Source organism: Variovorax sp. VRV01, assembly GCF_014852545.1.
GTDB classification, from domain to species: Bacteria; Pseudomonadota; Gammaproteobacteria; order Burkholderiales; family Burkholderiaceae_C; genus Variovorax; species Variovorax beijingensis_A.
The window spans coordinates 117,985-143,458 of record NZ_JACVBS010000011.1; the positions used below are offsets into that span (position 1 = coordinate 117,985).

Genomic DNA, 25,474 nt, shown 5'->3' on the forward strand with positions numbered 1-25,474 from the left:
CCATGACCAAGAAAACCACGTTCCTGCTGGCGCTCGTCGTCGCGCTGGGCCTGCCGCTGGTGCTGCGCTCGGGTTCGCTCGCGAGCGAAGTGCTCATCTACGCGCTCGCCGCCCTGGGCTGCAACCTGCTGCTGGGCTACACGGGGCTGCTGTCGTTCGGGCAGGGCATCTTCTTCGGGCTGGGCAGCTACACCATCGCGATCCTGCTCACGCGGCTTTCGCTGCCGATGCCGCTCGCCTTGCTTGCGGCCATCGCCATGGGCGCGCTCGGTGCGGCGGTGGTCGGCTGGGTCGCGATCCGCCAGCGCGGCACCTACTTCGTGATGCTCACGCTGGCCTTCGCGCAGATGTTCTATTTCGTGGCCTACACCGCTTCGGGGCTCACGGGCGGCGACAACGGGCTGCTCGACGTGCCGCGCCCCGCCTTCATGGACACGCCCTGGAAGTACTACGCCTTCGTGGCCGTGATGTTCCTCATCGCCTTCGGCCTGCTGCTGCGCGTGACCGATTCGGTCTTCGGCCGCACGCTGCTGGCCATCCGCGACAACGAGGACCGCGCCGCCGCGGTGGGCTACGACCTCAAGCGCTTCAAGCTGCTGGCCTTCGTGATCTCGGGCGCCGTCACCGGCCTGGCGGGCGGCTTGCACGCCATGATGACCGGCATCGCGCCGCTGTCGAATGCCGAGTACCACACGAGCGAGATGATCCTGGTCATCACCGTGATCGGCGGCACCGGCAACCTGTTTGCCTCGGTGCTGGGCTCGGCCTTCTATGTGCTGCTGGCCGATTGGCTCTCCACGCTGTGGCCGCGCTGGCTGCTGTTGCTGGGGCTGATGTTGATTGCGGTGAGCATCGGCATGCAGCGCGGCCTCTGGGGCCTGGGAGAAAGCGCATGGCGCCGCGTGTTCCGCAAGGCGCCGCCTTCCGCGCCGGCCGTGCCCGGCGCGCGGGGAGAAAAAGCATGACGCAACCCATCCTCATCGAAGCCATCGGCGTCACCAAGCACTACGGCAAGTTCGCCGCGCTCGGCGGGGTCGACCTGAAGATCAAGCGCAACACCGTGCACTCGGTGATCGGGCCGAACGGCGCCGGCAAGACCACGCTGTTCCACATGCTCACGGGCACCGGCACCACCACGGGCGGCCGCATCCTGTTCGACGGCCACGACGTGACGCACGAGCCCGACCACAAGCGCGTGCAGCGGGGCATGGCGCGTTCGTTCCAGGTGACCAGCCTGTTCGCGAGTCTTCCGGTGCGCGAGAACCTGCGCGTGGCGGCGCAGGGCATCGCGCCGCGCCAGGCCATGAACTGCTGGCGCACACCGGTCGGCGAGCGCGCTTGCGCCGAGACGGTGGCCGAGGTGCTGGAACGCGTGGGCCTGCAACGGCTGGCCGACGTGCCGGCGAGCGAGCTGTCGCACGGGCAGCAGCGCCGCCTGGAGGTGGGCATGGCGCTCGCCGCGAAACCCAAGGCCATCTTCCTCGACGAACCGACCTCGGGCATGGGCATCGACGACCTCGACGACATGAAGCGGCTGATCCGCGGCCTGCGCGATGCGCACACCGTGGTGCTGATCGAGCACAACATGAACATCGTGATGGACATTTCCGACACCGTCACCGTGATGCAGCTGGGCCGCGTGCTGGCCGAGGGGCTGCCGGGCGACATCCGGTCCGATGCGCGCGTGCGCACGGCCTACCTGGGCAACATGATCACGGGCGGCAAGGCATGAGCGGGAAGAACATCCTCGAAGTCGAAGGACTGCACGCGCACTACGGCAAGAGCCACGTGCTGCAGGGCGTGTCGATGACGGTGGGCGAGGCCGAACTGGTCACGCTGCTGGGCCGCAACGGCGCGGGCAAGTCGACCACGCTCAAGAGCATTGCCGGCGCGGTCATGCCCACCGGCGGCCGCGTGCGCTTCCAGGGCGCGGACATTGCGGGCCTGCCGCCGCACCGCATCGCCACGCGCGGCGTGTGCCTGGTGCCCGAGCACCGCGGCGTCTTCAAGCTGCTCACGGTCGAAGAAAACCTGCTGCTCGGCCAGCGCCGCGATTCGCCCTGGCAGCTGGGCGACATCTACCGCATCTTCCCGCGCCTGAAGGAGCGGCGACGCAATGGCGGCGGCCAGCTCTCGGGCGGCGAGCAGCAGATGCTGGCCATCGGCCGCGCGCTCATGAACCATCCGCGGCTGCTGATCCTCGACGAGCCGGTCGAAGGGCTCGCGCCGGTCATCGTGGAGGAAATCGTCGCGCAACTGAAGACCATCAAGGCGGCCGGCGTGGCCATCCTGCTGGTCGAGCAGAACCTGGAAGTCTGCGTGCAGCTGGCCGACCGCCACTACATCCTGGAGCAGGGCGTGATCGTGCACGAGGCCGGCAATGCGGCCTTCATGGCCGACCACGATGTGAAAGACCGCTATCTGGGCGTGGGCCTTGCTTGAGGCTTCGCGCATTCCTTCTTCTTTTTGCAAAGCCATGAACTCACCCACCCAACTGCGCATCAACGGCGACCGTCTCTGGAGCTCGCTGATGGAACTGGCGAAGCTCGGCGCCACCGAGAAGGGCGGCGTCTGCCGCATCGCGCTGACCGAACTCGACCGCCAGGGCCGCGATCTCTTCAGCCGCTGGGCGCGCGAAGCCGGCTGCGAGGTGCGCGTCGACCGGATCGGCAACATCTTTGCGCGCCGCGCCGGCCGCGACAACACGCGCCCGCCGGTGGTCACCGGCAGCCACATCGACACCCAGCCCACGGGCGGCAAGTTCGATGGCAACTATGGCGTGCTGGCCGGGCTGGAAGTGATCCGCAGCCTCAACGATGCCAAGGTCGTCACCGAGGCACCGCTGGAGATTGCCGTGTGGACCAACGAGGAGGGCTCGCGCTTCGTGCCCGTGATGATGGGCTCGGGCGTGTTCGCCGATGCCTTCACGCTCGAGCATGCGCTGGCGCAGCGCGACAACGACGGCATCAGCGTGGCCGAGGCGCTGGCTTCCATCGGCTATGCGGGCAGCGCGCCGGCGTCGGCCGCAGCATCGCCCGTGGGTGCGTATTTCGAGGCGCACATCGAGCAGGGGCCGGTGCTCGAGGCCAACGAGCGCGTGATCGGCGTGGTCGAGGGCGCGCTCGGCCAGCGCTGGTACGACGTGGTGCTGCAGGGCATGGAAGCGCATGCCGGCCCCACGCCCATGGAGCTGCGCAAGGACGCGCTGCTCGCGGCCTCCGAACTGGTGATCGAGGTCAACCGCATCGCGCTGGCCCATGCGCCGCATGCGCGCGGCACCGTGGGCTGGATCGACAACTATCCGAATTCGCGCAACGTGATCCCGGGCCGCGTGAAGCTCAGCGTCGACCTGCGCGCGGCCGACGACGTGGTGCTGTCGGCCATGGACGCCGAGCTGAAAGAGGCGGTGCAGCGCATCGCCGCCAAGGGCAAGGTCGAGGCAACGGTGGAGCAGGTCGTCTACTTCCCCCCGCAGCCTTTCACGCCCGCGCTGGTGTCGGCCATTCGAGAGGCCGCGCAGGCGCAGGGCATGACCTGGATGAACGTGATCAGCGGCGCGGGCCACGATGCGGTCTACCTCGCGCGCGTGTGTCCCACGGCCATGATCTTCGTGCCCTGCCTCGATGGCATCAGCCACAACGAGATCGAGGATGCGCAGCCCGGCCATCTCGAGGCCGGCTGCAATGTGCTGCTGCAGGCGATGCTGCAAAGCGCGGGAGTCGCGTCGTCATGAAGGTGCTGATTGCGCGGCTCAACCACGAGACCAACACCTTCTCGCCGGTGCCCACGCCGCTCGCGGCCTTCGGCCCTGACGGCCCGACGTTCGGCGAGCAGGCCTATCGCGACAACAAGGGCATGCGCACCGCGATGTCCGCCTTCATCGACCTGGCCGAGCAGGCCGGCGCCACGCTGGTCACGCCGGTGTCGGCCTCGGCCAATCCGAGCGGGCCGGTCGATGCCGCAGCCTACACCACGCTCACGCAGTGCATCGTGGATGCGGCGCCGGGCTGCGACGCGATCCTGCTCGACCTGCACGGCGCGATGGTGGCGCAGAACAGCGTGGACGGCGAAGGCGATCTGCTCGTGCGGCTGCGTGCCGCGGCGCCCGGCGTTCCCATCGGCGTGGCACTCGACCTGCATGCCAACGTCACGCCCGCGATGGTCGGCAATGCCGATGTGATCGTCGGCTTCAAGACTTATCCGCACGTCGATATGTACGAAACCGGCGAGCATGCCGGCCGCCTGCTGTTCGACCTGCTCGCGGGGCGCAGCAGGCCGGCGATGCGCTGGCACCCGCTGCCGCTGATGGCGCACACGCTGCGCAGCGCCTCGTTCACCGGCGCGATGCAGCGCGCCATCGAGGCGGCGCGCGCGGCCGAAGCATCGGAGTCGCTTGCGGCGTCGATCTTTGCCGGCTTCTCGCTGTCGGACATCGAGGCACCCTGCATGAGCGTGGTGGTGGTCGATGCCGAATCGCCCGAGCGCGCGCAGGCCACGGCCGACCGGATCGCCAGGCAGATGTGGGACGAGCGCGAGGCGTTCATCTACCGCAGCGAGCCGCTGGCCGAGTCGATCGCGCGGGCCAAGGCCATCGCCGGCGGCGCGACGCGCCCGGTGCTGCTGCTCGACCATGGCGACAACTGCATGTCGGGCGGCAGCTGCGACACCATGGACGTGCTGCAGGAGGCGCTGGCGCAGGGGCTCGACGGCATCGGCGTGGGGCCGCTGTGCGACCCCGAGGCGGTGGCCGCGCTGGTTGCGGCGGGCGAGGGCGCCAAGGTGACAGTGGCGCTCGGCAACAAGGTGTCGCTGGCAGGCATCGGCCTGTCGAAGAAGCCCGTGACGCTGACCGGCACGGTTCGCACCATCGGCAACGGCGAATACGTGATCACCGGCCCCACCTACACCGGCCAGCGCAGCAGCATGGGCCGCACGGTGCTGTTCGACATCGGGCCGGCGCGCATCGTGGTGACCGAGCGCACGCAGGAGCCCTGGGACATCGGCGTGTTCGAATGCGCGGGGCTCGATCCGCGCAAGGAACGTTTTTTGCTGCTCAAGTCGCGCATGTACTGCCGGCCGGTGTTCGAGCCGCTTTCCGCCGCGCTAATCGAGTGCGACAGCCCGGGCGTGACCAGTTCGGACTACGGCCTGTTCCCGTTTTCCCGGGTCCGCAGGCCGGTGTTTCCACTCGACGCGATCTGAACCGAAGGTGGCGGGTCTACCTATGCAAAGAATTGCATAGGTAATTGGAGGTACACCCCGATACTCCGGCGCTTCCATCCATGAAGCCCACCGCGTGAACACCTTTGCCCAGAGCGCCGTCGCGGCCTGGCAGCTGCTCGTGTCCGGCGATCCGGTGCTGCTGGCCATCGTCGGGCGTTCGCTCGCGGTCAGCGCCAGCGCCTGCGTGCTGGCCTGCGGGCTGGGCCTGCTGCTGGGCGCCTGGCTGGGCGTGGCGCGCTTTCGCGGCCGCGCCGGCCTGCTCACGCTGCTGAACACCCTGCTGGCGCTGCCGTCGGTGGTGGTCGGGCTCGTCATCTATCTGCTGCTGTCGCGTTCCGGCCCGCTCGGCTTCCTGGGCTGGCTGTTTTCGTTCAAGGCCATGGTGCTGGCGCAGACGGTGCTGGTGCTGCCGGTGGTGACGGCGCTCACGCGCCAGGCCATCGAGGATGCCGAGCGCGCGCATGGCGAGCAGCTGAGCTCGCTCGGCGCCAAGCCTCTGGTGCGGGCGCTGCTGCTGGTCTGGGACGAGCGCTACGCACTGCTCACGGTGCTGATCGCCGCCTTCGGCCGCGCGGTATCGGAAGTGGGCGCGGTGATGGTGGTGGGCGGCAACATCGACGGCTTCACGCGCGTGATGACCACCGCCATCGCGCTCGAAACCAGCAAGGGCGACCTGCCGCTGGCGCTGGCGCTGGGCATCGTGCTGTTGGGCGTGGTGCTGGTGCTCAACCTTGCGATTGCCGCCGTGCGCGGCTGGCGCGAACGGGTCGACGGCGGGGGCGGCGCAGGCGGCATGGCGGTCTGGTGGCGGCCGGAGGCGCGCCCGTGAACGAACACGCGCAGCTCGCGAGCGTGGATGCCACCGTCTTCGCGCTCTATGGCGTCGACGTTCGCCTGGGGCGGGTGGCGGCGCTGCAGGGCGCGACGCTGACCATCGCGGCCGGCGAGCGCGTGGCGCTCATCGGCGCCAACGGCAGCGGCAAGACCACCCTGCTGCGGCTGCTGCACGGCCTGGTGCCGCATGCAGCAGGGAGCTTCACCAGCGCCGCGCCGCGCCGGCAGCAGGCCATGCTGTTCCAGCGCCCGCACATGCTGCGCGCCTCGGTGACGGTCAATGTGGCCCTGGCGCTGTGGCTGCGCGGCATGCGTTGGCGCGATGCCCGCCGCGCCGCCATTCCGGCGCTGGCGCGCGTTGGCCTGGAAGACCTGGCCGAGCGCAACGCCCGTGCCCTCTCGGGCGGCCAGCAGCAGCGCGTGGCGCTGGCGCGCGCCTGGGCGCTGCATCCGGCGGTGCTGCTGCTCGACGAGCCCACGGCCAGCCTCGACCCGACTGCCAAGCGCGAGGTCGAGACGCTCATCGCCGAAGCCGCCGCCGGCCGCACGCTGGTGTTCGCGAGCCACAACCTCGGCCAGGTGAAGCGGCTGGCGAGCCGCGTGGTCTACCTCGAACACGGCCGCGTGCTGGCCGACCTGCCCGTGCACGATTTCTTCCATGGGCCCCTGCCGGAAGAGGCCCGCCTGTTCGTCAAAGGAGAGTTGGCATGAATCCGTTCCTCAAGCAGCACCGCGCAAGCGCGGGCCTCCGCGCCTCGCTGGCCGTTGCGGTCTTCTTCGTCGCAGCCGGCGTCGCGCGCGCCGAAACCATCACCATGGCCTCGACCACGTCCACCGAGCAATCGGGCCTGTTCTCGCACCTGCTGCCGGCATTCAAGAAAGCGAGCGACATCGATGTCAAGGTGGTGGCGGTGGGCACCGGCCAGGCCATCGACATGGCCAAGCGCGGCGATGCCGACGTGCTGTTCGTGCACGACACCGCGGCCGAGGAGAAATTCGTGGCCGAGGGCTTCAGCGCCAGGCGCTACCCGGTGATGTACAACGACTTCGTGCTCGTGGGGCCGCAGGTCGACCCGGTCGGCGCGAAGGGTGGCGACATCGTCGCCGCGCTGAAGAAGATCGCGGCCGCCAATGCGCCTTTCGTGTCGCGCGGCGACAAGAGCGGCACCGACGCGGCCGAGCGCCGCCTCTGGACGCAGACCGGCGTGGCCGAGGCGGGGCAGCCGGTGCCCAACGAGCGCAAGGGCACGGGCTACAAGGAATGCGGCTGCGGCATGGGGCCGGCGCTGAACATCGCGGCCTCGTCGGGCGCCTACGTGCTGGCCGACCGCGGCACCTGGCTCAGCTTCAAGAACCGCGCTGGCCTGGCAGTGCTGGTCGAGGGCGACAAGCGGTTGTTCAACCAGTATGGCGTGATGGTCGTGAGCCCGGCGAAATTTCCCTCGCTCAACAGCAAGGGTGCGCAGAAGTTCGTCGACTGGGTGATCTCGCCGGCCGGGCAGCAGACCATCGCGGCCTACAAGATCGGCGGCGAGCAGCTGTTCTTTCCCAACGCATCGGCGAACTGAGGCCATGACCTGCGAGGTCATCGACGCCGCGCGCGCCCGGCGCGACCATTCCTTCACCCCGCGATGTTGCGGGCCGAACCCTCGAAAGGAAATGGTCATCATGAACACCGCCGCACACGACGCCGCCGCCATTGCCCAACGCTACATCGCGGCCTGGAACGAAACCGATGCCGCGCGCCGCGCCCAGCTGATCGAAGCCGCCTGGACGGCCGATGCGCACTACGCCGACCCGCTGGCGCAGGCCAACGGCCGCGACCAGATCGGCGCGCTGATCGGGGCCGTGCAGCAGCGCTATCCGGGTTTCCGCTTCAACCTGTTCGGTACGCCCGAGGCGCACGGCGACAACCTGCGCTTCTCGTGGACCCTGGGCCCGAGCGGCGCCGAAGACCTGATCCAGGGCACCGACTTCGCCCGGCTCGATGCCGGCAGGCTGCAGTCGGTGACCGGCTTCCTCGACAAGGTGCCGGTCGGGGCCTGAACGGGCTTCAGTCCGCGGAGCCGGAAGCACGGCCGCGCCACAGCTTGCGGTAGACCGTGGCGCGGCTGATGCCCAGCGTGCGCGCGGCCTCGGCCACGTTGCCGCGGGCGTCGGCCACGGCCTTGCGGATCAGGGCAGCCTCGACGTCGCGCAGCCGCGGCCGGGCTTCGGCCACCGCGACGGCCGGACTCTTGCCGCCGCGCTGGGGCCGGACCTGCACGCGCAGGCCGGACCACAGCGGCACCTCGAGCACGGCGTCGCCGCGGCGGGCCGCATCGAACAGCATGTCCAGCGGCGTTGCGAACAGGTCGTTGCAGTGCAGCGCGTGCTGGGCACGCGCCAGCGGCTGGTGCAGCATCTGGCGCGCCGCGGCATTGGCGCCCGCAACGGTGCCGTCGGCGTCGATGCACAGAAGCCCGTCGGTGGCCTCGCCGCGCGGGCAGCCCGGCCACGAGAGATGCAGCCGCAGCTCGCAGGGCTGGTTCAGCACCAGCACGTTCTCGATGCTGCGTGCAGACAGCGTGGCCAGGTGCCGCAGCTCCGGCCGCTCCACCGCCTGCACGCCGGTCAGGTCGAGCATGCCGATGCAGTCGCCCCGCGGGCCGAACAGCGGCGCCCCGGCGCAGCTGTAGATGCTGGTGTCCTCGAAGAAGTGTTCGCCGCGGTGCAGCCACACCGATTCCTGCTCGGCCAGCGCGGTGCTGATCGCGCTGGTGCCGACCGCGCGCTCCGACAGGTCGACGCCCACGCGCGCGATGTTTCGGGCGTAGCGGCTGTCGGTGTCGGTGCCGTCGGGCAGCGGGCCCACGTCGACCACGATGCCCTCGGCATCGGTCAGGACGGCGAAGTAGCGCGTGTCGGCAATGGCGCGCGACAGCCGCTCGATCACCGGCCGGGCCGCCAGGACCAGCGCGCGGTTGCGCTCGGACGCCTCGCGCTCGGCCGCTTTGGCCACCGGTTCGAAGTTGATCCGCTGCTGCGGCTGCAGCCCCGCCTGCAGGCAGCGCTCCCAGGAACGCAGGATCCATGGCTCGATGCGCGCCGCGCCCCGCGAGCGGGGGGCTTCGCCGTGGATCAGCTCCCGTCGGGCCTGCGCAATGGCGGCGGAACGTTCGGGCAGGGGCGCAACGATGGAGGCGGACATCGGGTCGGTTCGCTCGGGTGGGGCGGTTTTTTCAGACTTGCCGGGGCCGCAAGTTGTTTCATTTTGAGAATTTCGTACGCGCTGCGCAAGCGTCGAGGGTTTTGCCTAGGATAGTGCACGGGGCCGGCATCCAAGATGCCTTTCGCTGAACCAGCCATCACCTTCAACGGAGACAGCCAAATGCAGGTAGCTTTCACGGTCAACGGCCGACCGGCCACGGTCGACGCACCCCCCAATACCTTCCTGGTGCACGCCATCCGCGAGCATCTCCACCTGACCGGCACCCATGTCGGCTGCGACACCGCCCAGTGCGGCGCATGCACCGTCCACATGAACGGGCGCGCGGTGAAGTCGTGCAACATCCTGGTCGGGCAGGCCGCCGGCGCGCAGATCACCACCATCGAGGGCATCGCCCAGCCCGACGGCACCATGCACCCCATGCAGGCGGCCTTCAAGGAATGCCATGGCCTGCAGTGCGGTTTCTGCACCCCGGGCATGGTCATGAGCGCCATCGACCTGTGCACCCACCATCCCAAGTCGAGCGAATCGGAGATCCGCGAACTGCTCGACGGCAACCTGTGCCGCTGCACGGGCTACCAGAACATCGTGAAGGCCGTGCAGATGGGCGGCGAGGCCATGGCCTCGGGCACGCCGGTCAAGACCACCGCCACGGCGTGAAGGGAGCAACATCATGGGTGCCTCCGACTTCTCGAACCTGCCCCACATCGGCGAAGCGCTGCGGCGCAAGGAAGACTATCGCTTCCTGACCGGCGCGGGCAACTACACCGACGACATCACGCTGGCCAACCAGAGCCATGCGGTCTTCGTGCGCTCGCCGCACGCCCACGCCGTCATCAAGTCGGTCGACACTGCCGAGGCGCTCAAGATGCCCGGCGTGGTCGGCATCTTCAGCGGCAAGGACATCGAGGGGAAGATGGGGGGCCTGCCCTGCGGCTGGCTCATCAACAACCCCGACGGCACGCCCATGAAGGAGCCGATGCACCCGATCCTCGCGATCCACAAGGTGCGCTACGTGGGCGACCATGTGGCCATGGTGGTGGCCGAGACCGTCGAGCAGGCCAAGAATGCGGCCGAGGCCGTGGTGGTCGACTACGACGTGCTGCCCGCGCTCGTGAGCGTGGGCGACGCGGCGAAGAAGGCAAGCGGCGTCACGCTGCACGACGAGGCCCCCGACAACCAGTGCTACAAGTGGGCGCTGGGCGACAAGGCCGCCGTCGATGCGGTGTTTGCCAATGCCGCGCACGTCACCAGGCTCGACCTCGTCAACAACCGGCTGGTGCCCAACCCGATCGAGCCGCGCGTGGCCATCGGCAGCTACGCCCGCGGCACCGACGACTACACGCTGTATGTGTCCAACCAGAACCCGCACGTCGAGCGCCTCTTGATGACGGCCTTCGTGCTGGGGCTGCCCGAACACAAGGTGCGCGTGATCGCGCCCGACGTGGGCGGCGGCTTCGGCTCCAAGATCTTCCTGTATGCGGAGGACGTGTGCCTGACCTGGGCCGCCAAGCAGCTCAACCGCAACATCAAGTGGACGGCCGAGCGCTCGGAGTGCTTCCTGTCCGACGCGCACGGCCGCGACCATGTGAGCCACGCCGAAATGGCGATGGACAAGGACGGCAAGTTCCTCGCGATGCGGGTGCACACCGACGCCAACCTCGGCGCCTACCTGTCGACCTTCTCGACCGCAGTGCCGACCATCCTTTACGCCACGCTGCTCGCGGGCCAGTACTCCACGCCGCAGATCTACGTCGAGGTCGATGCCTGGTTCACCAACACCGCGCCGGTCGATGCCTACCGCGGGGCGGGCCGGCCCGAGGCCACCTACCTGCTCGAGCGGCTGGTGTCGCGCTGCGCCTGGGAAATGAACCTGGGCCAGGACGAGATCCGCAAGCGCAACTTCATCACCACCTTCCCCTACCAGACCCCGGTGGCGCTGCAGTACGACACGGGCGACTTCCACGCCTGCATGGACAAGGCCCGCGTGCTGGCCGATGTGCAAGGCTATGCGCAGCGCAAGTCGGCCAGCGAGGCCGCGGGCAAGCTGCGCGGCATCGGCTACTCGAGCTACATCGAGGCCTGCGGCATCGCGCCGTCGAACATCGCCGGGGCGCTGGGCGCGCGGGCCGGCCTGTTCGAATGCGGCGAGATCCGCGTCCATCCGACTGGCAGCGTGACGGTGTTCACCGGCTCGCACAGCCATGGCCAGGGGCACGAGACCACCTTTGCGCAAGTGGTGGCGGCGCGCCTGGGCATTCCGGTGGACAACGTCGACGTGGTGCATGGCGACACCGGCCGCGTACCCTTCGGCATGGGCACCTACGGCTCGCGCTCCATCTCGGTGGGCGGCGCGGCCATCATGAAGGCGCTCGACAAGATCGAGACCAAGGCCAAGAAGATTGCCGCGCACCTGATGGAGGCGAGCGATGCCGACATCGAGTTTGCGAACGGCGAGTTCACGGTCAAGGGCACCGACAAGAAGATCCCGTTCGGCCAGGTGGCGCTCACGGCCTACGTGCCGCACAACTACCCGCTCGACAAGCTCGAGCCCGGCCTGAACGAAACCGCCTTCTACGACCCCACCAACTTCACCTTCCCGGGCGGCACCTACATCTGCGAGGTCGAGGTCGACAAGCAGACCGGCGAGGTGCGCGTGGACCGTTTCACCGCGGTGGACGACTTCGGCACCATCATCAATCCGATGATCGTCGAGGGCCAGGTGCACGGCGGGCTGGTGCAGGGCATCGGCCAGGCGCTGCTCGAGAACTGCGTGTACGACAACGAGACCGGCCAGCTGCTCACCGGCAGCTTCATGGACTACGCCATGCCCAGGGCCGGCGACTTTCCGCAGTTCAAGCTCGACACCGTGTGCACGCCGTGCACGCACAACCCGCTGGGCACCAAGGGCTGCGGCGAGGCGGGCGCCATCGGCTCGCCGCCGGCCGTGATCAACGCCGTGCTCGACGCGCTGGCGCCGCTGGGCGTCAAGGACTTCGACATGCCCGCATCGGCCAGCCGCGTCTGGGAAGCGATGCAGGCGGCCGCCTCCCACTAGAACAACGAAGGAACCCACACCATGTACGCCTTCACACTCGAACGGCCGGCCACCGTGGCCGACGCGGCCAAGCTCGTTGCAGCGGGCGCCAAGCCGCTGGCCGGCGGCCAGACCTTGCTCGCCTCCATGAAGCTCAGGCTGTCGGCGCCCGAGCAGCTCGTGGACCTCGGCGGCATCAAGGAGCTCACCGGCATCAGGAAGGACGCCGGCACGATCACCATCGGTGCGATGTCGCGCCACCTCGACGTGGCCAACAATGCCGACGTGAAAGCCGCCTTCCCTGCGCTGGCCGACCTGGCCGGGCGCATCGGCGACCGGCAGGTGCGCGCGATGGGCACCATCGGCGGCTCGGTGGCCAACAACGATCCGGCCGCCTGCTACCCCAGCGCGGTGCTCGGTTCCGGTGCAACGGTCATCACCTCGAAGCGCGAGATCGCTGCGGACGATTTCTTCCTGGGGCTGTTCACCACGGCGCTGGAAGAAGACGAGCTGATCACCGCCATCCGCTTTCCGATTCCGAAGCGCGCCGTGTACGAGAAGCTGCGCCAGAAGGCATCGAATTTTCCGCTCGTCGGCGTGTTCCTTGCGCAGTTCGACGGCGGCGTGCGCGTGGCCATCACCGGCGCGGGCAACGGCGTGTTCCGCCACGCGGGGCTCGAAGATGCGCTCAACAAGAGCTTCACGGCGGCAGCCGCCGCGGCCGTGAAGATCGACGCGAGCGAGCTCAACAGCGACCTGCATGCCTCGGCGGCCTACCGTGCCAACCTGATCAGCGTGCTCACGCAGCGCGCCGTCACCAAGGCGCTGGGCTGAACGAGACAGCACCGCCGCTTGCAGGCCGGAAGGCGCGACACCCCTGCGTCTTCCGCTACGCTTCGCCATGACCTTCCCGACCATCGATTCCCTCTCCGAAGGCTTGATGCAGGCCGGCTACTTTGCCGACCGCCGCCTGGCCACGGCCGTGTTCCTCGCGCTCAGGCTGCAGCGCCCGCTGCTGCTCGAGGGCGAGCCCGGTGTCGGCAAGACCGAGCTGGCCAAGGCACTGTCGACCGCGCTCAACCGCGAGTTGCTGCGCCTGCAGTGCTACGACGGGCTGGAGCAGCGCGAGGCGCTCTACGAATGGAACTACGCCGCGCAGCTCCTGCACATGCGCGCGGCCGAAGCCGCAGGTGCTGTACGAGACATTGAGGCCGAGGTCTACCAGCCGCACTACCTGATCCGCCGCCCGCTGCTGCAGGCCCTGCAGACGCCCGCGCCCGGCGCCGTGCTGCTGATCGACGAAGTGGACCGCGCCGACGAGCCCTTCGAAGCCTTCCTGCTCGAATATTTGGGCGAGTATCAGGTCAGCATTCCCGAGCTCGGCACCGTGCGCGCTGTGGTGCCGCCGGTCACCATCCTCACGAGCAACCGCACGCGCGAGCTCAACGACGCGGTGAAGCGGCGCTGCCTTTACCACTGGCTCGACTATCCGGAGCGCGAACGCGAACTGGCCATCGTGCGGGCCCAGGTGCCGGAGGCCGGCGAGAAGCTCTCGGCCCAGGTGGCCGCGTTCGTGGCGCGGCTGCGCGATGCGCCCTTCGTCAACGCCTTCCAGCGTGCGCCCGGCATCGCCGAAAGCGTCGAGTGGGCGAGGGCGCTGATCGCGCTCGACACCGTCGAGCTCGATCCCGAAGTGGTGGTCGACACCGCCGGCATCCTGTTCAAGCAGCGCGACGACGTGGCAGCGCTCACGCACGAGCTCGCATCGGAGCTGCTGAAACCCGAGGAGCCGGTCGCGCCCTGAGCGCGGCCGACGGTCGAGGCGCCCGCATGGCCGGCATCCAGCAACTCGGCGACGTACGCAGCGGCAAGCTGGCCGGCAACATCACGGCCTTCGGCCGCGCGCTGCGCCGCGCCGGCGTTCGCACCGATGCCATGCGCATTGCGCTGGCCGCCGAAGCGGCCACGCTGGTGGGCGTGGAAAGCAGGCTCGACCTGAGCGCCGCCATGGAAGCCGTCATGGTGAGCCGCGAGCAGGACCGCATGGTGTTCCGCGAGCTCTTCGACGCCTGGTTCCGCGACCCCGAACTCGCCAACAAGCTGCTCGCGCAGATGCTCCCGAGCGCCGAGGGCAAGGCCGAGCCCTCGAAGCGGCGCCCGCGCGTGCGCGAGGCCCTCACGGCGCCGCGCGATCCCGCCCGCCCGGCCGCGGTTGCCAAGCCCGACAAGGAGGTCGAGTTCGATGCCGCCATGACATCGAGCGATCGGCAGCGCCTGCAACATGCCGACTTCAATGCGCTGGGCGCGTCCGAGTACCGGCTGGTGGAACGCCTTGCGCGCGATGTCACCTTGCCCATTCCTTCGCTGCCGTCGCGCCGATTGCGCGCGGCCAACGATGCAGGTTCGCAGCATGCGCGCATGCACTGGCCTGGCGTGCTGCACGAAGCGGCGCGCACGGGGGGCGAAATACTTCGCCTGCCGAAGCTGAGCCGCCGCGAGCAGCCCTTGCCGCTGCTGGTGCTGGTCGACGTGTCGGGCTCGATGGAACGCTATGCGCGGCTGCTGCTGGCCTTTCTGCATGCGTCGACGCGGCGGGCCGGGCGGCGCGACGTGTTCGCCTTCGGCACCCGCCTGACCGACCTCACACCGGCCTTCCGGCTGGCCGACACCGATGCGATGCTGGCGGCCGCCGGTCTGGCCATCGACGATTTCGCAGGCGGCACGCGGCTCGGCAGTTCGCTGGCCGAGCTTCGCCATGCGAACGCCCGCCGCCTGACTGGCCGCCGCACGCTGGTGCTGGTGATCAGCGACGGACTCGACACCGGCGAGCCGGCGCTGCTCGAAAACGAGCTGCTCTGGCTCAAGCGCCACTCGCGCCGCCTGCTGTGGCTCAACCCGCTGCTGCGCTTCGAGGGCTACGCCCCTTTGGCGCGTGGGGCCAGTGTGCTGCACCGGCATGCGGATGCGATGCTGGCGGTCCACAATCTCAGTGCCCTCGAACAGCTGGCCGCCAGCCTTGCCGCCCTCATGCGGTCCGGCCGCTAGTGCCTCACGGAAGGAAAAAAGGAAAACCACCATGGAAATGCTCGGCAACCGCCGCCTCGGCGTCACCCAACAACAGGCCTGGGAGGCGCTCAACGATCCCGAGACGCTCAAGAAGTGCATTCCCGGCTGCGACAAGTTCGAACTCACGGGCGACAACCAGTACAGCGTGGCGCTGGCGGTCAAGATCGGCCCGGTGTCGGCCAAGTTCAGCGGCAAGGTCGCGCTGTCGGACATCGTGGCGCCCGATGGCTACAAGCTCAGCTTCGAGGGGCAGGGCGGCGTGGCGGGCTTTGCCAAGGGTTCGTCCAGCGTGACGCTGCGGCCGCTGGACGGCGCCGCCGAGGCCGCGCCGGCGCCGGCCGGCTGCGAGCTCGACTACACCGTGCAGGCGCAGGTCGGCGGCAAGATCGCGCAACTGGGCCAGCGCCTGATCGATGGCGCCGCCAAGTCGACCGCCGACGATTTCTTCAAGCGCTTCGAGGCCGAGATGCAGAGCCGCTACGGTCCGCCGCCGGCCGCCGCTGAAGCGGCCGAGGCGCCCACGGAAAAGGCCGGCATGATGTCCGGCCTCATGAAGAAGATGGGGCTCGGCAAGAAGGACGACAAGGATGCGTCCGCCGCACCGGGCGACGCCGGCTAGGAACGGATCAGGCAATGGAAAATCTCGACGTCATGGTGCTGCGCACGCTGCGCGACTGGCGGCGTGCCGGCAAGCGCGCGCTGCTCACGACCGTGGTGCGCACCTGGGGCTCCTCGCCGCGGCCGGTCGGCTCGATCATGGCGCTGGCCGACGACGGCGCCGTGGTGGGCTCGGTCTCCGGCGGCTGCATCGAGGATGACCTGATCGCGCGCTACAGCCATGCGCACGGCAACGGCGAACAGGTACCCCTGGGCGCGCCGCCCGTGCTCGTGAAGTACGGCATCACGGCCGACGAGGCGCACCGCTTCGGGCTGCCCTGCGGCGGCACGCTGGAGCTGCTGCTCGAATACGACCCCGACGCGGCCGCGCTCGATACGCTGGTGGCCCAGCTCGAGCAGGGCCGGCTCATGCAGCGCACCGTCACGCTTTCGACCGGCGCCGTGCGCCTGGCCGAAGCCACCGCGCCCGACGAACTCAAGGTGAATGACACCGAGCTCACCAACACCTTCGGCCCCGAATACCGCATGCTGCTGATCGGCGCCGGCCAGCTCGCCGAATACCTTGCGACCATGGCCAGGTTCAGCGGCTTTGCCGTGACGCTGTGCGACCCGCGCGCCGAATACCGCACCGCATGGACGCTGTCCGGCGTGGAGATCACGACCGAGATGCCCGACGATGCGGTGCTGGCCTTCAAGCCCGATCGCCGCAGCTGCGTGGTGGCGCTCACGCACGATCCCAAGCTCGACGACCTCGCACTGCTCGAGGCACTGCAGAGCGAAGCCTTCTACGTGGGCGCGATCGGCTCGCGCCGCAATGCCGAGGCGCGGCGCGCCCGCATGATCGAGCACTTCGGCCAGACCGCCGAATCGCTCGCGCGGCTGCGCGGCCCGATCGGCATCTACATCGGCAGCAAGACGCCGCCCGAGATCGCGGTGAGCGTGATGGCCGAGATCCTGGCCGTGAAGAACGCGGTCACGCTGCCGCGCGAAATGGAAGTGGCGCGCGCCAAGGGCCTGCAGCAGCTCGCGATGAGCTGACGAGGCGCCGGTTTCAGCCCGACTTGGCCGCCGGCGGCACGTCGCCGCCCTTTTGCCGCTCACGGAAGAGCGCGGCGCGCATCAGGAAGATGGTGGTGATGGGCGCCGTGAGCGCAATGAACAGGACGATCAGCACCGCGTGCAGGAAGAGGCTGAAGCCCTGCACCGAGAAATAGACGATGGTGGCGATCGTCATGCACCACACGCCCACCGTGGCGCCGAGCGTCGGCGCATGGATGCGGCGGAAGAAGGTGGGCAGCCGCACGAGGCCGAAGGAGCCGATGGCGGCAAAGGCCGCGCCCAGCACCGCGAACACGGCGGTGACGATTTCCGCCCACAGCGGCAGCGGCCCCACGATGAAGTCGCTCATTCGATCACCTCCCCGCGCAACAGGAACTTGGCCATGGCGGTCGACCCGACGAAGCCGAACAGCGCCGTCAGCATCGCGGCCTCGAAGTACACGTTGCTCGCATAGACGATGCCCAGCACCAGCATCATCAGCATGCCGTTGATGTAGAGGCAGTCCAGCGCCATCACGCGGTCTTGCGCGCTCGGGCCCACCAGCAGCCGCGCCAGCGCGCAGAGCATGGCCACGGCCAGCAGCAGGAGCGCGAGTTTCAAGGCCCAGAAAAGTACAGGCGTCATGATTCGAAGATCTCCATCAAGGGGTGCTCGTAGCGCTGCTTGATCATGGCGATGAAAGCGGCATCGTCGTCGACGTCGAACACATGGATCAGCAGCGTGCTGCTGTCGAACGCGATCTCGCCCCAGGCGGTGCCGGGCGTGAGGCACATGATCATGGCCAGCACCGCGAGCCCGTTCGGATCGCGAAGATCCAGCGGCACGTGGATGAAGCGCGAGGCGATGCGCGAGGTGCGGCGCGTCAGCAGCCGCCGCGCCACGAAGAGCGCCGATTCCAGCATGTCGGCCAAGGCCCGGCCCGCGAGCCGCAGCGCCACCCAGGGCTTGCGCATGCGCACCGTGGCTGGCCGCAATCCCTTGGTGAGCAGCGGAACCGCAATGGCCAGCACCGCGGCCGCCAGCAGCGTGGCCGGGTCGAGCGACTGGTTGAGCAGCAGCCACACCGCAAACAGCGCCAGCGAGAGCGGCGGCGAAGGCATCCAGCGCTTCATGGTGCCGGGCCTTTCGCGGGCGCCGCCGGATTGGGCACCTGCCGCGCGCCCATCACGGCATTGCGGTAGGCGGTGGGCGTGCGCAACCCTTCGGCGGTGGTGATGGCGTGGCGCATGACGGGGCCGGCCCAGACCGTGAGCGCTACGCTGGCCGCGAGCAGTCCGGCCACCGGCAGCACCTCGAGCGCGGGCAGCGCCGGCATGGTGGGATGCGGCTGGGTCCAGAAGTGGCGCATGCCGGTGCGGCTCAGCGCAATCAGCGCGAGCAGTCCCGAGACCACCAGCAGCGCCAGGAAGATCCACGCGGGCAGCGAGGTACCGCCGGTGGAGAAGGCGCCCGACAGCATCGCGAACTTGCCCACGAAGCCCGACAGCGGCGGCAGGCCCGCGAGCAGCAGCGTGCAGCCGATGAAGCTCAGTCCCAGGAAGGCCACGCCGGCGGGAATGGCGCGGCCGTAGAGTGCCTGCGCCTCGTCATCGAGGTTCACGTCGTCGAGCACCCGCAGGTCTTCCGCCAGGAACGGCGCGTTGCCCGCCTTTTCATGCGGTGCCACGCTCATGCCGGCGTTGCGCCAGCGCTCGATCATGTCGGTCAGCAGGAAGAAGGCGCTCACGGCCAGCGTCGAGCTCAGCAGGTAGTAGAGCGCGCCGGCCCACACGGCCGGCTCCCCGAGCCCGATGGCCGCGAGCAGCGTGCCCGCCGACACCAGCACGCTGAAGCCCGCGAGATTGGAGAGCCGCTGCGTGCCCACGATGCCGATCGCGCCCGCGAACAGCGTCGCCAGCCCGATCGCGAGGAGCGCGGGTTGCCCGAACGCGGCCGAGCTGCCGGCATCCGGTGCGAAGAGCAGCGTCCACAGCCGCAGCAGCGTGTAGATGCCGAGCTTGGTCAGCAGCGCGAACACGGCGCCCACCGGCGACACCGCCGCGCTGTAGGCCGGCACCAGCCAGAAGTTGAGCGGCCAGGCGCCGGCCTTGGCGAAGAACGCGGTCGCGAGGATCGCGGCCGCCGCATGCACGAGGCCGCGGTCGGCCGGCGCGAGCTGCGCGATGCGCATGCCGAGGTCGGCCATGTTGAGCGTGCCGGTCGCGCCGTAGAGCAGTGCCGCACCGATCAGGAAGAGCGACGAGGCGGCCAGGTTGATGGCGATGTAGTGGAGCCCGGCCTGCACCCGCAGCCGGCCCGAGCCATGCAGCAGCAGGCCGTAGGAGGCCGCGAGCATCACCTCGAAGAAGACGAACAGGTTGAACAGGTCGCCCGTGAGGAAGGCGCCGTTCAGGCCCATGAGCTGCAGCTGCAGCAGCGGATGGAAATGCACGCCCGCGCGGTCCCAGCGCGAGGTTGAATAGATCGAGGCCGCAAAGGCAACCACGCCCGTGAGCGCCACCATCATGGTCGACAGCCGGTCCGCCACCAGCACGATGCCGAAGGGCGCCTGCCAGTTGCCCGGCAGGTAGACGCCGACCGAGCCGGGGCCGTCGCCGGTCTCGGGCGCATTCACCCAGCGCAGCAGCGCCAGCGCCGCCAGCAGTCCCACCAGCCCCGAGATCACGCTCAGCGCCGACTTGGTGCGGCGCCGGCTTTCGCCCAGCAGCAGCATCAGTGCGGCCGTGAGCAGCGGCACGAGGATCGGCACCGCGACGAGGTGCGGCATGCCGAACTCGAGCAGCCGGTCGAGCAGCTGGACCAGTTGTCCCGTCACTCCGCCGCCTCCTGCCGCTCTTCGCCGTCCACGTGGTCGGTGCCGGTGAGGCCGCGCGAGGCCAGCAGCACCACGAGGAACAGCGCCGTCATTGCAAAGCCGATCACGATCGCCGTCAGCACCAGGGCCTGCGGCATCGGGTCGGCGGTGTTGGCCAGCGTGGCGGCGATGCCATGGACCAGCACCGGTTCGCTGTCGAGCTTGAGCCGCCCCATGCTGAAGATGAACAGGTTGACCGCGTACGAGATGAGCGTGAGGCCCATGATCACCTGGAAGGTGCGCGGCCGCAGCAGCAGGTACACGCCCGAGCCGGTGAGCACGCCGATGGCCAGTGCGAGCACGATCTCCATCAGCGCGCTCCTTCCGGTGTTGCGCCGGCGGCCGCGGCAGCTGCCTCGGCTTCCTTCTCGCGCTGCTCGTCGGCCCAGCGGTGGCTGCGTATCGACTGGTGGGCCAGCGCGGTGAGGATCAGCATGGTCGCGCCCAGCACCAGTGCGAACACGCCGATGTCGAAGAACAGGGCACTCGGCACGTGCAGCTCGCCCAGCACGGGAAGGTGCAGGTGCGCGGTGTGGGTGGTCAGGAACGGATAGCCGAACAGCACCGCGCCGCTGCCCGTGGCCAGCGCGAGCAGCAGGCCGGCGGCGATCCAGCGGCGCGGATAGATGCGCAGGTGCTCTTCCACCCACTCGGTGCCCGAGACGATGAACTGCAGCACCAGCGCCACCGACATCACCAGTCCCGCGACGAAGCCGCCGCCGGGCGCGTTGTGCCCGCGCATGAAGAAATAGACCGACACCAGCACCGCAAGCGGCAGCAGCAGGCGCACCAGCACGGCCGGCACCATCAGGTAGCCCACCGCCGTGTCCTTGGCCAGGCGCGGGTTCAGCAGGTCGCTGCTTCCGTCGTCGGCCTGCGCGCGCTGCTGCACCGGCAGGGCCATCGATTCGCGCGCCGGCCGGAAGCGGCGCAGCAGTGCATAGACCGTGAGCGCGACCACGCCGAGCACGGTGATCTCGCCGAAGGTGTCGAAGCCGCGGAAGTCGACCAGCATCACGTTGACCACGTTGGTGCCGCCGCCCTCGGCCAGCGCATGCTCGAGAAAGAAGGGCGAGATGCTTTGCGGAAACGGCCGCGTCATCATGAGCCACGCCAGCGCCGCCATGCCGCCGCCGACGCCGGCCGCCACCAGCAGGTCGCGTCCGCGCCGGCCCCAGGGGCGCAGCCTGGCGCGCGCTGGCTGCACCGCATCCTTGCTGCGCATCGGCAGCCAGCGCAGGCCCAGCAGGATCAGCACCGTGGTCACGGCCTCCACCACGAGCTGCGTCAATGCCAGGTCGGGTGCCGAGAACCAGATGTAGGTCACGCAGCACACCAGCCCGGCGCCCGAGGCCAGCATCAGCGCGGCCAGGCGATGGAACTTGGCCTGCCACGCCGCCGCCAGCGCGCAGGTGCCGCCGATCAGCCAGGTCATTGCGAACATCGGCGAGAAGGGCAGCAGTTCGCGCTCGCCGCGGGCGACCGGTGCCGTCCAGAGCGACACCGCGGCGCCCGCCGCCGCCGCCGCGATCAGCAGCAGCAACTGCGACTGCATGCGCCGCGTGCCCAGCAGGCGGCGGCTGCGCCGGCCGGCCTCGCTGAGCTGCGCGAGCAGGTGTTCGAAGATGGCCTGGCCGTCGAAGCGGTGCAGGAGCGGCGTGTGTTCGAGCTTGCCCTCTGCGCGGCGGCGGCGCTGCGACAGGTAGAGCGCCATGCCGCCGGCCAGCGCCACGAAGCTCATCGCCAGCGGCAGGTTGAAGCCGTGCCACACGGCGAGGCTGTATTCGGGCAGCACGCCGCCGACCACCGGCGTGGCGGCCGCCGCCAGCAGCGCGCCGATCGACCAGGCCGGCGCCACGCCCACCACCAGGCAGACCAGCACCAGCAGTTCGACCGGCACGCGCATCCAGTGCGGCGGCTCATGCGGCTGCCTCGGTACCTCGGGTCCGCAGGGCGGGCCGAAGAAAACGTCGAACACGAAGCGCGCCGAATAGGCCACGCTGAAGACGCCCGCGATGGTGGCAATGACCGGAAGGCTCAGGTTGATCCACGGCGTCGCCTGGATGAACACCGTCTCGGCGAAGAACATTTCCTTCGAGAGAAAGCCGTTGAGCAGCGGCACGCCGGCCATCGACGCGCTTGCGATGATCGCCAGCGTGCCGGTGATCGGCATCAGCCGCAGCAGGCCGCTGAGCTTGCGGATGTCGCGCGTGCCGCTCTCGTGGTCGATGATGCCGGCCGCCATGAAGAGCGATGCCTTGAAGGTCGCGTGGTTGATGATGTGGAACACGGCTGCCACTGCCGCGAGCGGGCTGTTCAGGCCGAGCAGCAGCGTGATGAGCCCGAGGTGCGAGATGGTCGAGTACGCGAGCAGCGCCTTCAGGTCGCGCTGGAACATCGCCACGAAGCCGCCGAGCAGCAGCGTGATCGCGCCCGCGCCGCCCACCAGCCAGAACCACTGTTCGGTGCCCGACAGCACCGGCCACAGCCGCGCCATCAGGAACACGCCGAGCTTCACCATGGTCGCCGAATGCAGGTAGGCCGAGACCGGCGTGGGCGCCGCCATGGCGCGCGGCAGCCAGAAGTGGAACGGGAACTGTGCGCTCTTGGTGAAGGCGCCGAGCAGTATCAGCACCAGGGCCGCGGGATAGAGCGCATGCGCGCGGATCTCGTTGCCCGATGCGAGCACCACGTCGAGCTCGTAGCTGCCCGCGATGCGGCCCAGCACCACCACGCCCGCCAGCAGGCAGAGCCCGCCGGCACCGGTGACGGTGAGCGCCATGCGCGCGCCGCGCCGCGCGTCGCGCCTGTGATGCCAGTAGCCGATCAGCAGGAAGGAGAACAGGCTGGTGAGCTCCCAGAACAGCACCAGCTGGATCAGGTTGCCAGAGAGCACCACGCCCGTCATCGCGCCCATGAACGCGAGAAAGAACGAGAAGAAGCGCGGCACCGGATCGGACGCCGACATGTAGTAGCGCGCATAGAGCACCACCAGCGCGCCGATGCCGAGCACCAGCATGCAGAACAGCCAGGCGAAGCCGTCCATGCGGAACACCAGGTTGAGCCCGAATTCGGGCAGCCATGCGATCTCCTGACGCAGCACGTTGCCGCGCGCGATCTGGGGAAAGAACCATGCGGTCTGCAGCGCGCAGCCCAGCGCGACGAGCCCCGCCAGCGTCGACTCCCGGTTGCGCGCGTTCGACGGCATCAACGCGGCCAGCACGCTGGCAACAAAGGGGAGTGCGACGAGAAAGACCAGGGGCATTGCGGTCGATTCTATCGACCGGCCCCTTGGAAAATTCTCCTGGAAACCCGCGAAGATCGACGGCCTTGGGCCTCGCGATGAGGCGGCCCGTCAGCCCGCCAGCGCCTGCACGCTGCGTATGCCCAGCCAGGTCAGGAACAGCGATCCGCCGAGGTGGGCTGCTGCCGTGAGCAGTGCCACGCCCGGCCGGCCTTCGAGAAGCATGGTCACGACCTCGGCCGAGAAGCTCGAGAAGGTGGTCAGGCCGCCGAGAAAGCCCGTGACCAGCGCGAGCCGCCAGGCCGGATCGAGGTCGGGCAGCAGATGGAACAAGGCAATGGCCGCGCCGATGAGGTAGCCCCCGATCAGGTTGGCGGCCAGCGTGCCCCAGGGCATGAGTCCGCCCGCGCCGAACCAGAGCGCGAGGCCCCAGCGCGCGAGCGCGCCCACGGAGGCACCCATGCAGATGGCAAGAATCGGAAGCAGCATGGGCCTATTGTCGGGGCACGGCTGGCGCTGTTCAGGGCGCCATCTGTTGCGGCAGCCAGGTGACCAGTTGCGGCACGAAGTAGATGATCAGCACGGCCGCCACCATCAGGAAGAACATCGGCAGCGTGACGCGCGCGATGTAGAGCAGGTCTTTTCCGGTCATGCCCTGCAGCACGAACAGGTTGAAGCCCACGGGCGGCGTGATCTGGGCCATCTCGACCACCAGCACGATGAAGATGCCGAACCACACCGGGTCGATGCCGGCGGCGTTGACCGTGGGCATGATGACGCCCATGGTGAGCACCACCATCGAGATGCCGTCCAGGAAGCAGCCCAGCACCACGTAGAACGCCGCGAGCATCACGATCAGCTGGAACTTCGAGAGCCCGAGCGAGCCGATCCATTCGGCCAGGTGGCGCGGCAGGCCGATGTAGCCCATGGCGAGCGTGAGGAAGGCCGCGCCCGCAAGGATCAGCGCCATCATGCAGTAGAGCCGCGTGGCGCCGAGCAGCGCTTCCTTGAAGCTGTGCCAGTTCAGCGAGCCCTGGGCGCCCGAGATGACCATGGCCCCGACCACGCCCACGGCCGCTGCCTCGGTGGCGGTGGCAATGCCCGCGTAGATGGATCCGAGCACCGACAGGATCAGCAGCGCGACCGGGATCAGCGACATCGAGGCCTTGAGCTTCTCGGTGAAGGGCAGCTTGGCATCGGCCGGCGGGATGCGGTCGGGGTTGCGCAGCGCCCAGAACACGATGTAGCCCGAGAACAGCAGCGCGAGCAGGATGCCCGGGATCACGCCTGCAATGAACAACCGGGCGATCGACACGTCGGCGCTCACGCCATAGACGATCATGATGATCGAGGGCGGAATCAGGAGGCCCAGCGTGCCGGCGCCGGCCAGCGTGCCGATGACCATGTCGTCCGGATAGCCGCGGCGCTTGAGCTCGGGCAGGCTCATCTTGCCGATGGTGGCGCAGGTGGCCGCGCTCGAGCCCGACACCGCCGCGAACACCGCGCAGCCCACCACGTTGGTGTGCAGCAGCCGGCCCGGCAGGCTTTGCATCCAGGGCGCGAGGCCCTTGAACATGTCTTGCGAGAGCCGTGTGCGGAACAGGATCTCGCCCATCCACACGAAGAGCGGCAAGGCGGTGAGCGTCCAGCTCGAGGCCGAGCCCCAGATGGTCACGGCCATGGCATCGCCCGCGGGCCGCGACGAAAAGATCTGCATGGCGATCCACGCCACGCCGGAGAGCGTGAGGCCGATCCACACGCCGCTGCCCAGGATCAGGAAGAGCGCGGCGATCAGCAGGGCCGCAACGGCAATGTCACTCATGGCGCAGGGCCTCCGTCTCGACCGGCTTGGCCGGCCTGCCGCGCCACTCGATCACGAATTCGTCGAAGGCCGCGATGGCGAACACCAGCGCACCCACCGCCATCGAGAGCTGCGGCAGCCACAGGGGCGTGGCGTCATTGCCGGTGGAGATGTCGTGGAAGTCGTATGACTGGAATGCCAGCCGCGCGCTGTACCAGGCGAACAGCACCGCGAGCAGGGCGCCTGCGCCCATGGCCCAGCGCTCCAGCCAGCGCTGTGCTGCCGGCGGCAGGTTCTGCAGCACCAGCGTCACGCGGATGTGCTCGCCGCGCTTGAGCGTGTGGGCGAGCGCAAGGAAGCCGGCGCCGGCCATCAGGTAGCCGGCATAGGCATCGATGCCCGGAATGTTGAAATGAAGCTGCCTACCGGCGATGGAGAGCAGCACCATCACCAGCAGGCCGATCATGAAAAGCGCCGCCAGGGCGGCGGCGCTGTTGTAGAGGAAATCGAGCGTCTTTCGCATCGGTGGC

General features: G+C 69.0%; 26 protein-coding genes. 16 read left to right on the plus strand and 10 right to left on the minus strand.

The features are described 5' to 3' along the window. The first annotated feature begins 2 nt into the window (after positions 1 to 2). From IB278_RS20220 to IB278_RS20260, 9 genes are all read left to right on the plus strand, one after another. A complete protein-coding gene (locus IB278_RS20220) occupies positions 3 to 965 on the plus strand; it encodes a branched-chain amino acid ABC transporter permease (RefSeq protein WP_145741747.1) in 963 nt (320 codons plus the stop codon). Further along, entirely contained in the window at positions 962 to 1,732 is a 771-nt protein-coding gene (locus IB278_RS20225) for an ABC transporter ATP-binding protein (RefSeq protein ID WP_145741748.1), read from the plus strand. Before IB278_RS20220 ends, IB278_RS20225 begins: the two co-directional genes overlap by 4 nt. Continuing rightward, positions 1,729 to 2,442 carry an ABC transporter ATP-binding protein gene (locus IB278_RS20230; protein ID WP_145741750.1) on the plus strand — a complete coding sequence of 238 codons (714 nt, stop codon included), beginning with the start codon at positions 1,729 to 1,731 and terminating at the stop codon, positions 2,440 to 2,442. Before IB278_RS20225 ends, IB278_RS20230 begins: the two co-directional genes overlap by 4 nt. Positions 2,443 to 2,476: 34 nt before the next feature. Then, the gene (locus IB278_RS20235) at positions 2,477 to 3,733 is read left to right on the plus strand and encodes a Zn-dependent hydrolase (protein ID WP_192325059.1); all 1,257 of its coding nucleotides are present in this window, start codon (positions 2,477 to 2,479) and stop codon (positions 3,731 to 3,733) included. Continuing rightward, positions 3,730 to 5,202 carry a M81 family metallopeptidase gene (locus tag IB278_RS20240; protein ID WP_192325061.1) on the plus strand — a complete coding sequence of 491 codons (1,473 nt, stop codon included), beginning with the start codon at positions 3,730 to 3,732 and terminating at the stop codon, positions 5,200 to 5,202. The genes IB278_RS20235 and IB278_RS20240 overlap by 4 nt, the downstream gene beginning before the upstream one ends. A 94-nt stretch (positions 5,203 to 5,296) precedes the next feature. Continuing rightward, on the plus strand, positions 5,297 to 6,052 hold the full coding sequence (locus IB278_RS20245) for an ABC transporter permease (protein WP_192325063.1): 756 nt from the start codon (positions 5,297 to 5,299) through the stop codon (positions 6,050 to 6,052). Further along, a complete protein-coding gene (locus IB278_RS20250) occupies positions 6,049 to 6,768 on the plus strand; it encodes a phosphate ABC transporter ATP-binding protein (protein ID WP_192325065.1) in 720 nt (239 codons plus the stop codon). Before IB278_RS20245 ends, IB278_RS20250 begins: the two co-directional genes overlap by 4 nt. Continuing rightward, a complete protein-coding gene (locus tag IB278_RS20255) occupies positions 6,765 to 7,625 on the plus strand; it encodes a substrate-binding domain-containing protein (protein WP_192325067.1) in 861 nt (286 codons plus the stop codon). The genes IB278_RS20250 and IB278_RS20255 overlap by 4 nt, the downstream gene beginning before the upstream one ends. 100 nt (positions 7,626 to 7,725) lie before the next feature. After that, positions 7,726 to 8,103 (plus strand): nuclear transport factor 2 family protein, encoded by a 378-nt coding sequence (locus tag IB278_RS20260; RefSeq protein ID WP_145741762.1) that lies wholly within the window; start codon positions 7,726 to 7,728, stop codon positions 8,101 to 8,103. 7 nt (positions 8,104 to 8,110) lie between these two features. On the opposite strand, the gene IB278_RS20265 is transcribed toward IB278_RS20260, so the two are convergent. Then, entirely contained in the window at positions 8,111 to 9,247 is a 1,137-nt protein-coding gene (locus IB278_RS20265) for a helix-turn-helix domain-containing protein (protein ID WP_192325069.1), read from the minus strand. A gap of 180 nt (positions 9,248 to 9,427) precedes the next feature. Between IB278_RS20265 and IB278_RS20270 the strand changes: the two genes are divergently transcribed. From IB278_RS20270 to IB278_RS20300, 7 genes are all read left to right on the plus strand, one after another. Further along, positions 9,428 to 9,925 carry a (2Fe-2S)-binding protein gene (locus tag IB278_RS20270; RefSeq protein ID WP_124956916.1) on the plus strand — a complete coding sequence of 166 codons (498 nt, stop codon included), beginning with the start codon at positions 9,428 to 9,430 and terminating at the stop codon, positions 9,923 to 9,925. Positions 9,926 to 9,938: 13 nt separating this feature from the next. Then, a complete protein-coding gene (locus IB278_RS20275) occupies positions 9,939 to 12,323 on the plus strand; it encodes a xanthine dehydrogenase family protein molybdopterin-binding subunit (protein WP_192325071.1) in 2,385 nt (794 codons plus the stop codon). Between the two features lie 21 nt (positions 12,324 to 12,344). Then, positions 12,345 to 13,136, plus strand: coding sequence for an FAD binding domain-containing protein (locus IB278_RS20280; RefSeq protein WP_145741767.1), 792 nt, complete (start codon positions 12,345 to 12,347; stop codon positions 13,134 to 13,136). 67 nt (positions 13,137 to 13,203) lie between these two features. After that, a complete protein-coding gene (locus IB278_RS20285) occupies positions 13,204 to 14,106 on the plus strand; it encodes an AAA family ATPase (protein ID WP_145741769.1) in 903 nt (300 codons plus the stop codon). Between the two features lie 26 nt (positions 14,107 to 14,132). Further along, positions 14,133 to 15,347, plus strand: coding sequence for a vWA domain-containing protein (locus IB278_RS20290; protein ID WP_145741770.1), 1,215 nt, complete (start codon positions 14,133 to 14,135; stop codon positions 15,345 to 15,347). A gap of 31 nt (positions 15,348 to 15,378) precedes the next feature. Then, complete coding sequence (locus IB278_RS20295; RefSeq protein WP_145741772.1) at positions 15,379 to 15,987, plus strand: CoxG family protein; 609 nt, start codon at positions 15,379 to 15,381, stop codon at positions 15,985 to 15,987. 14 nt (positions 15,988 to 16,001) lie between these two features. Continuing rightward, positions 16,002 to 17,024: an XdhC family protein gene (locus IB278_RS20300; RefSeq protein ID WP_145741773.1), complete on the plus strand. Its 1,023-nt coding sequence runs from the start codon at positions 16,002 to 16,004 to the stop codon at positions 17,022 to 17,024. A gap of 13 nt (positions 17,025 to 17,037) precedes the next feature. Here the strand turns inward: IB278_RS20300 and mnhG are convergent, their stop codons facing one another. The 9 genes from mnhG to IB278_RS20345 form a co-directional block, all read right to left on the minus strand. Continuing rightward, positions 17,038 to 17,394: a monovalent cation/H(+) antiporter subunit G gene (gene mnhG, locus IB278_RS20305; protein WP_145741775.1), complete on the minus strand. Its 357-nt coding sequence runs from the start codon at positions 17,392 to 17,394 to the stop codon at positions 17,038 to 17,040. After that, positions 17,391 to 17,669 (minus strand): K+/H+ antiporter subunit F, encoded by a 279-nt coding sequence (locus IB278_RS20310; RefSeq protein ID WP_021006334.1) that lies wholly within the window; start codon positions 17,667 to 17,669, stop codon positions 17,391 to 17,393. Before IB278_RS20310 ends, mnhG begins: the two co-directional genes overlap by 4 nt. After that, positions 17,666 to 18,157: a Na+/H+ antiporter subunit E gene (locus tag IB278_RS20315; protein ID WP_145741777.1), complete on the minus strand. Its 492-nt coding sequence runs from the start codon at positions 18,155 to 18,157 to the stop codon at positions 17,666 to 17,668. The genes IB278_RS20310 and IB278_RS20315 overlap by 4 nt, the downstream gene beginning before the upstream one ends. After that, the gene (locus tag IB278_RS20320; RefSeq protein ID WP_192325179.1) at positions 18,154 to 19,812 is read right to left on the minus strand and encodes a monovalent cation/H+ antiporter subunit D; all 1,659 of its coding nucleotides are present in this window, start codon (positions 19,810 to 19,812) and stop codon (positions 18,154 to 18,156) included. The genes IB278_RS20315 and IB278_RS20320 overlap by 4 nt, the downstream gene beginning before the upstream one ends. Positions 19,813 to 19,856: 44 nt before the next feature. Next, the gene (locus IB278_RS20325) at positions 19,857 to 20,210 is read right to left on the minus strand and encodes a Na+/H+ antiporter subunit C (protein ID WP_145741780.1); all 354 of its coding nucleotides are present in this window, start codon (positions 20,208 to 20,210) and stop codon (positions 19,857 to 19,859) included. Further along, entirely contained in the window at positions 20,210 to 23,164 is a 2,955-nt protein-coding gene (locus IB278_RS20330; protein WP_145741782.1) for a monovalent cation/H+ antiporter subunit A, read from the minus strand. Before IB278_RS20330 ends, IB278_RS20325 begins: the two co-directional genes overlap by 1 nt. A gap of 90 nt (positions 23,165 to 23,254) precedes the next feature. Further along, entirely contained in the window at positions 23,255 to 23,632 is a 378-nt protein-coding gene (gene crcB, locus IB278_RS20335) for a fluoride efflux transporter CrcB (protein WP_192325073.1), read from the minus strand. A 31-nt stretch (positions 23,633 to 23,663) separates the two neighbouring features. Further along, positions 23,664 to 24,965, minus strand: a complete 1,302-nt coding sequence (locus tag IB278_RS20340) for a TRAP transporter large permease (RefSeq protein WP_145741786.1) — start codon at positions 24,963 to 24,965, stop codon at positions 23,664 to 23,666. Further along, positions 24,958 to 25,467: a TRAP transporter small permease gene (locus IB278_RS20345; RefSeq protein ID WP_145741788.1), complete on the minus strand. Its 510-nt coding sequence runs from the start codon at positions 25,465 to 25,467 to the stop codon at positions 24,958 to 24,960. Before IB278_RS20345 ends, IB278_RS20340 begins: the two co-directional genes overlap by 8 nt. Positions 25,468 to 25,474: the final 7 nt, after the last annotated feature.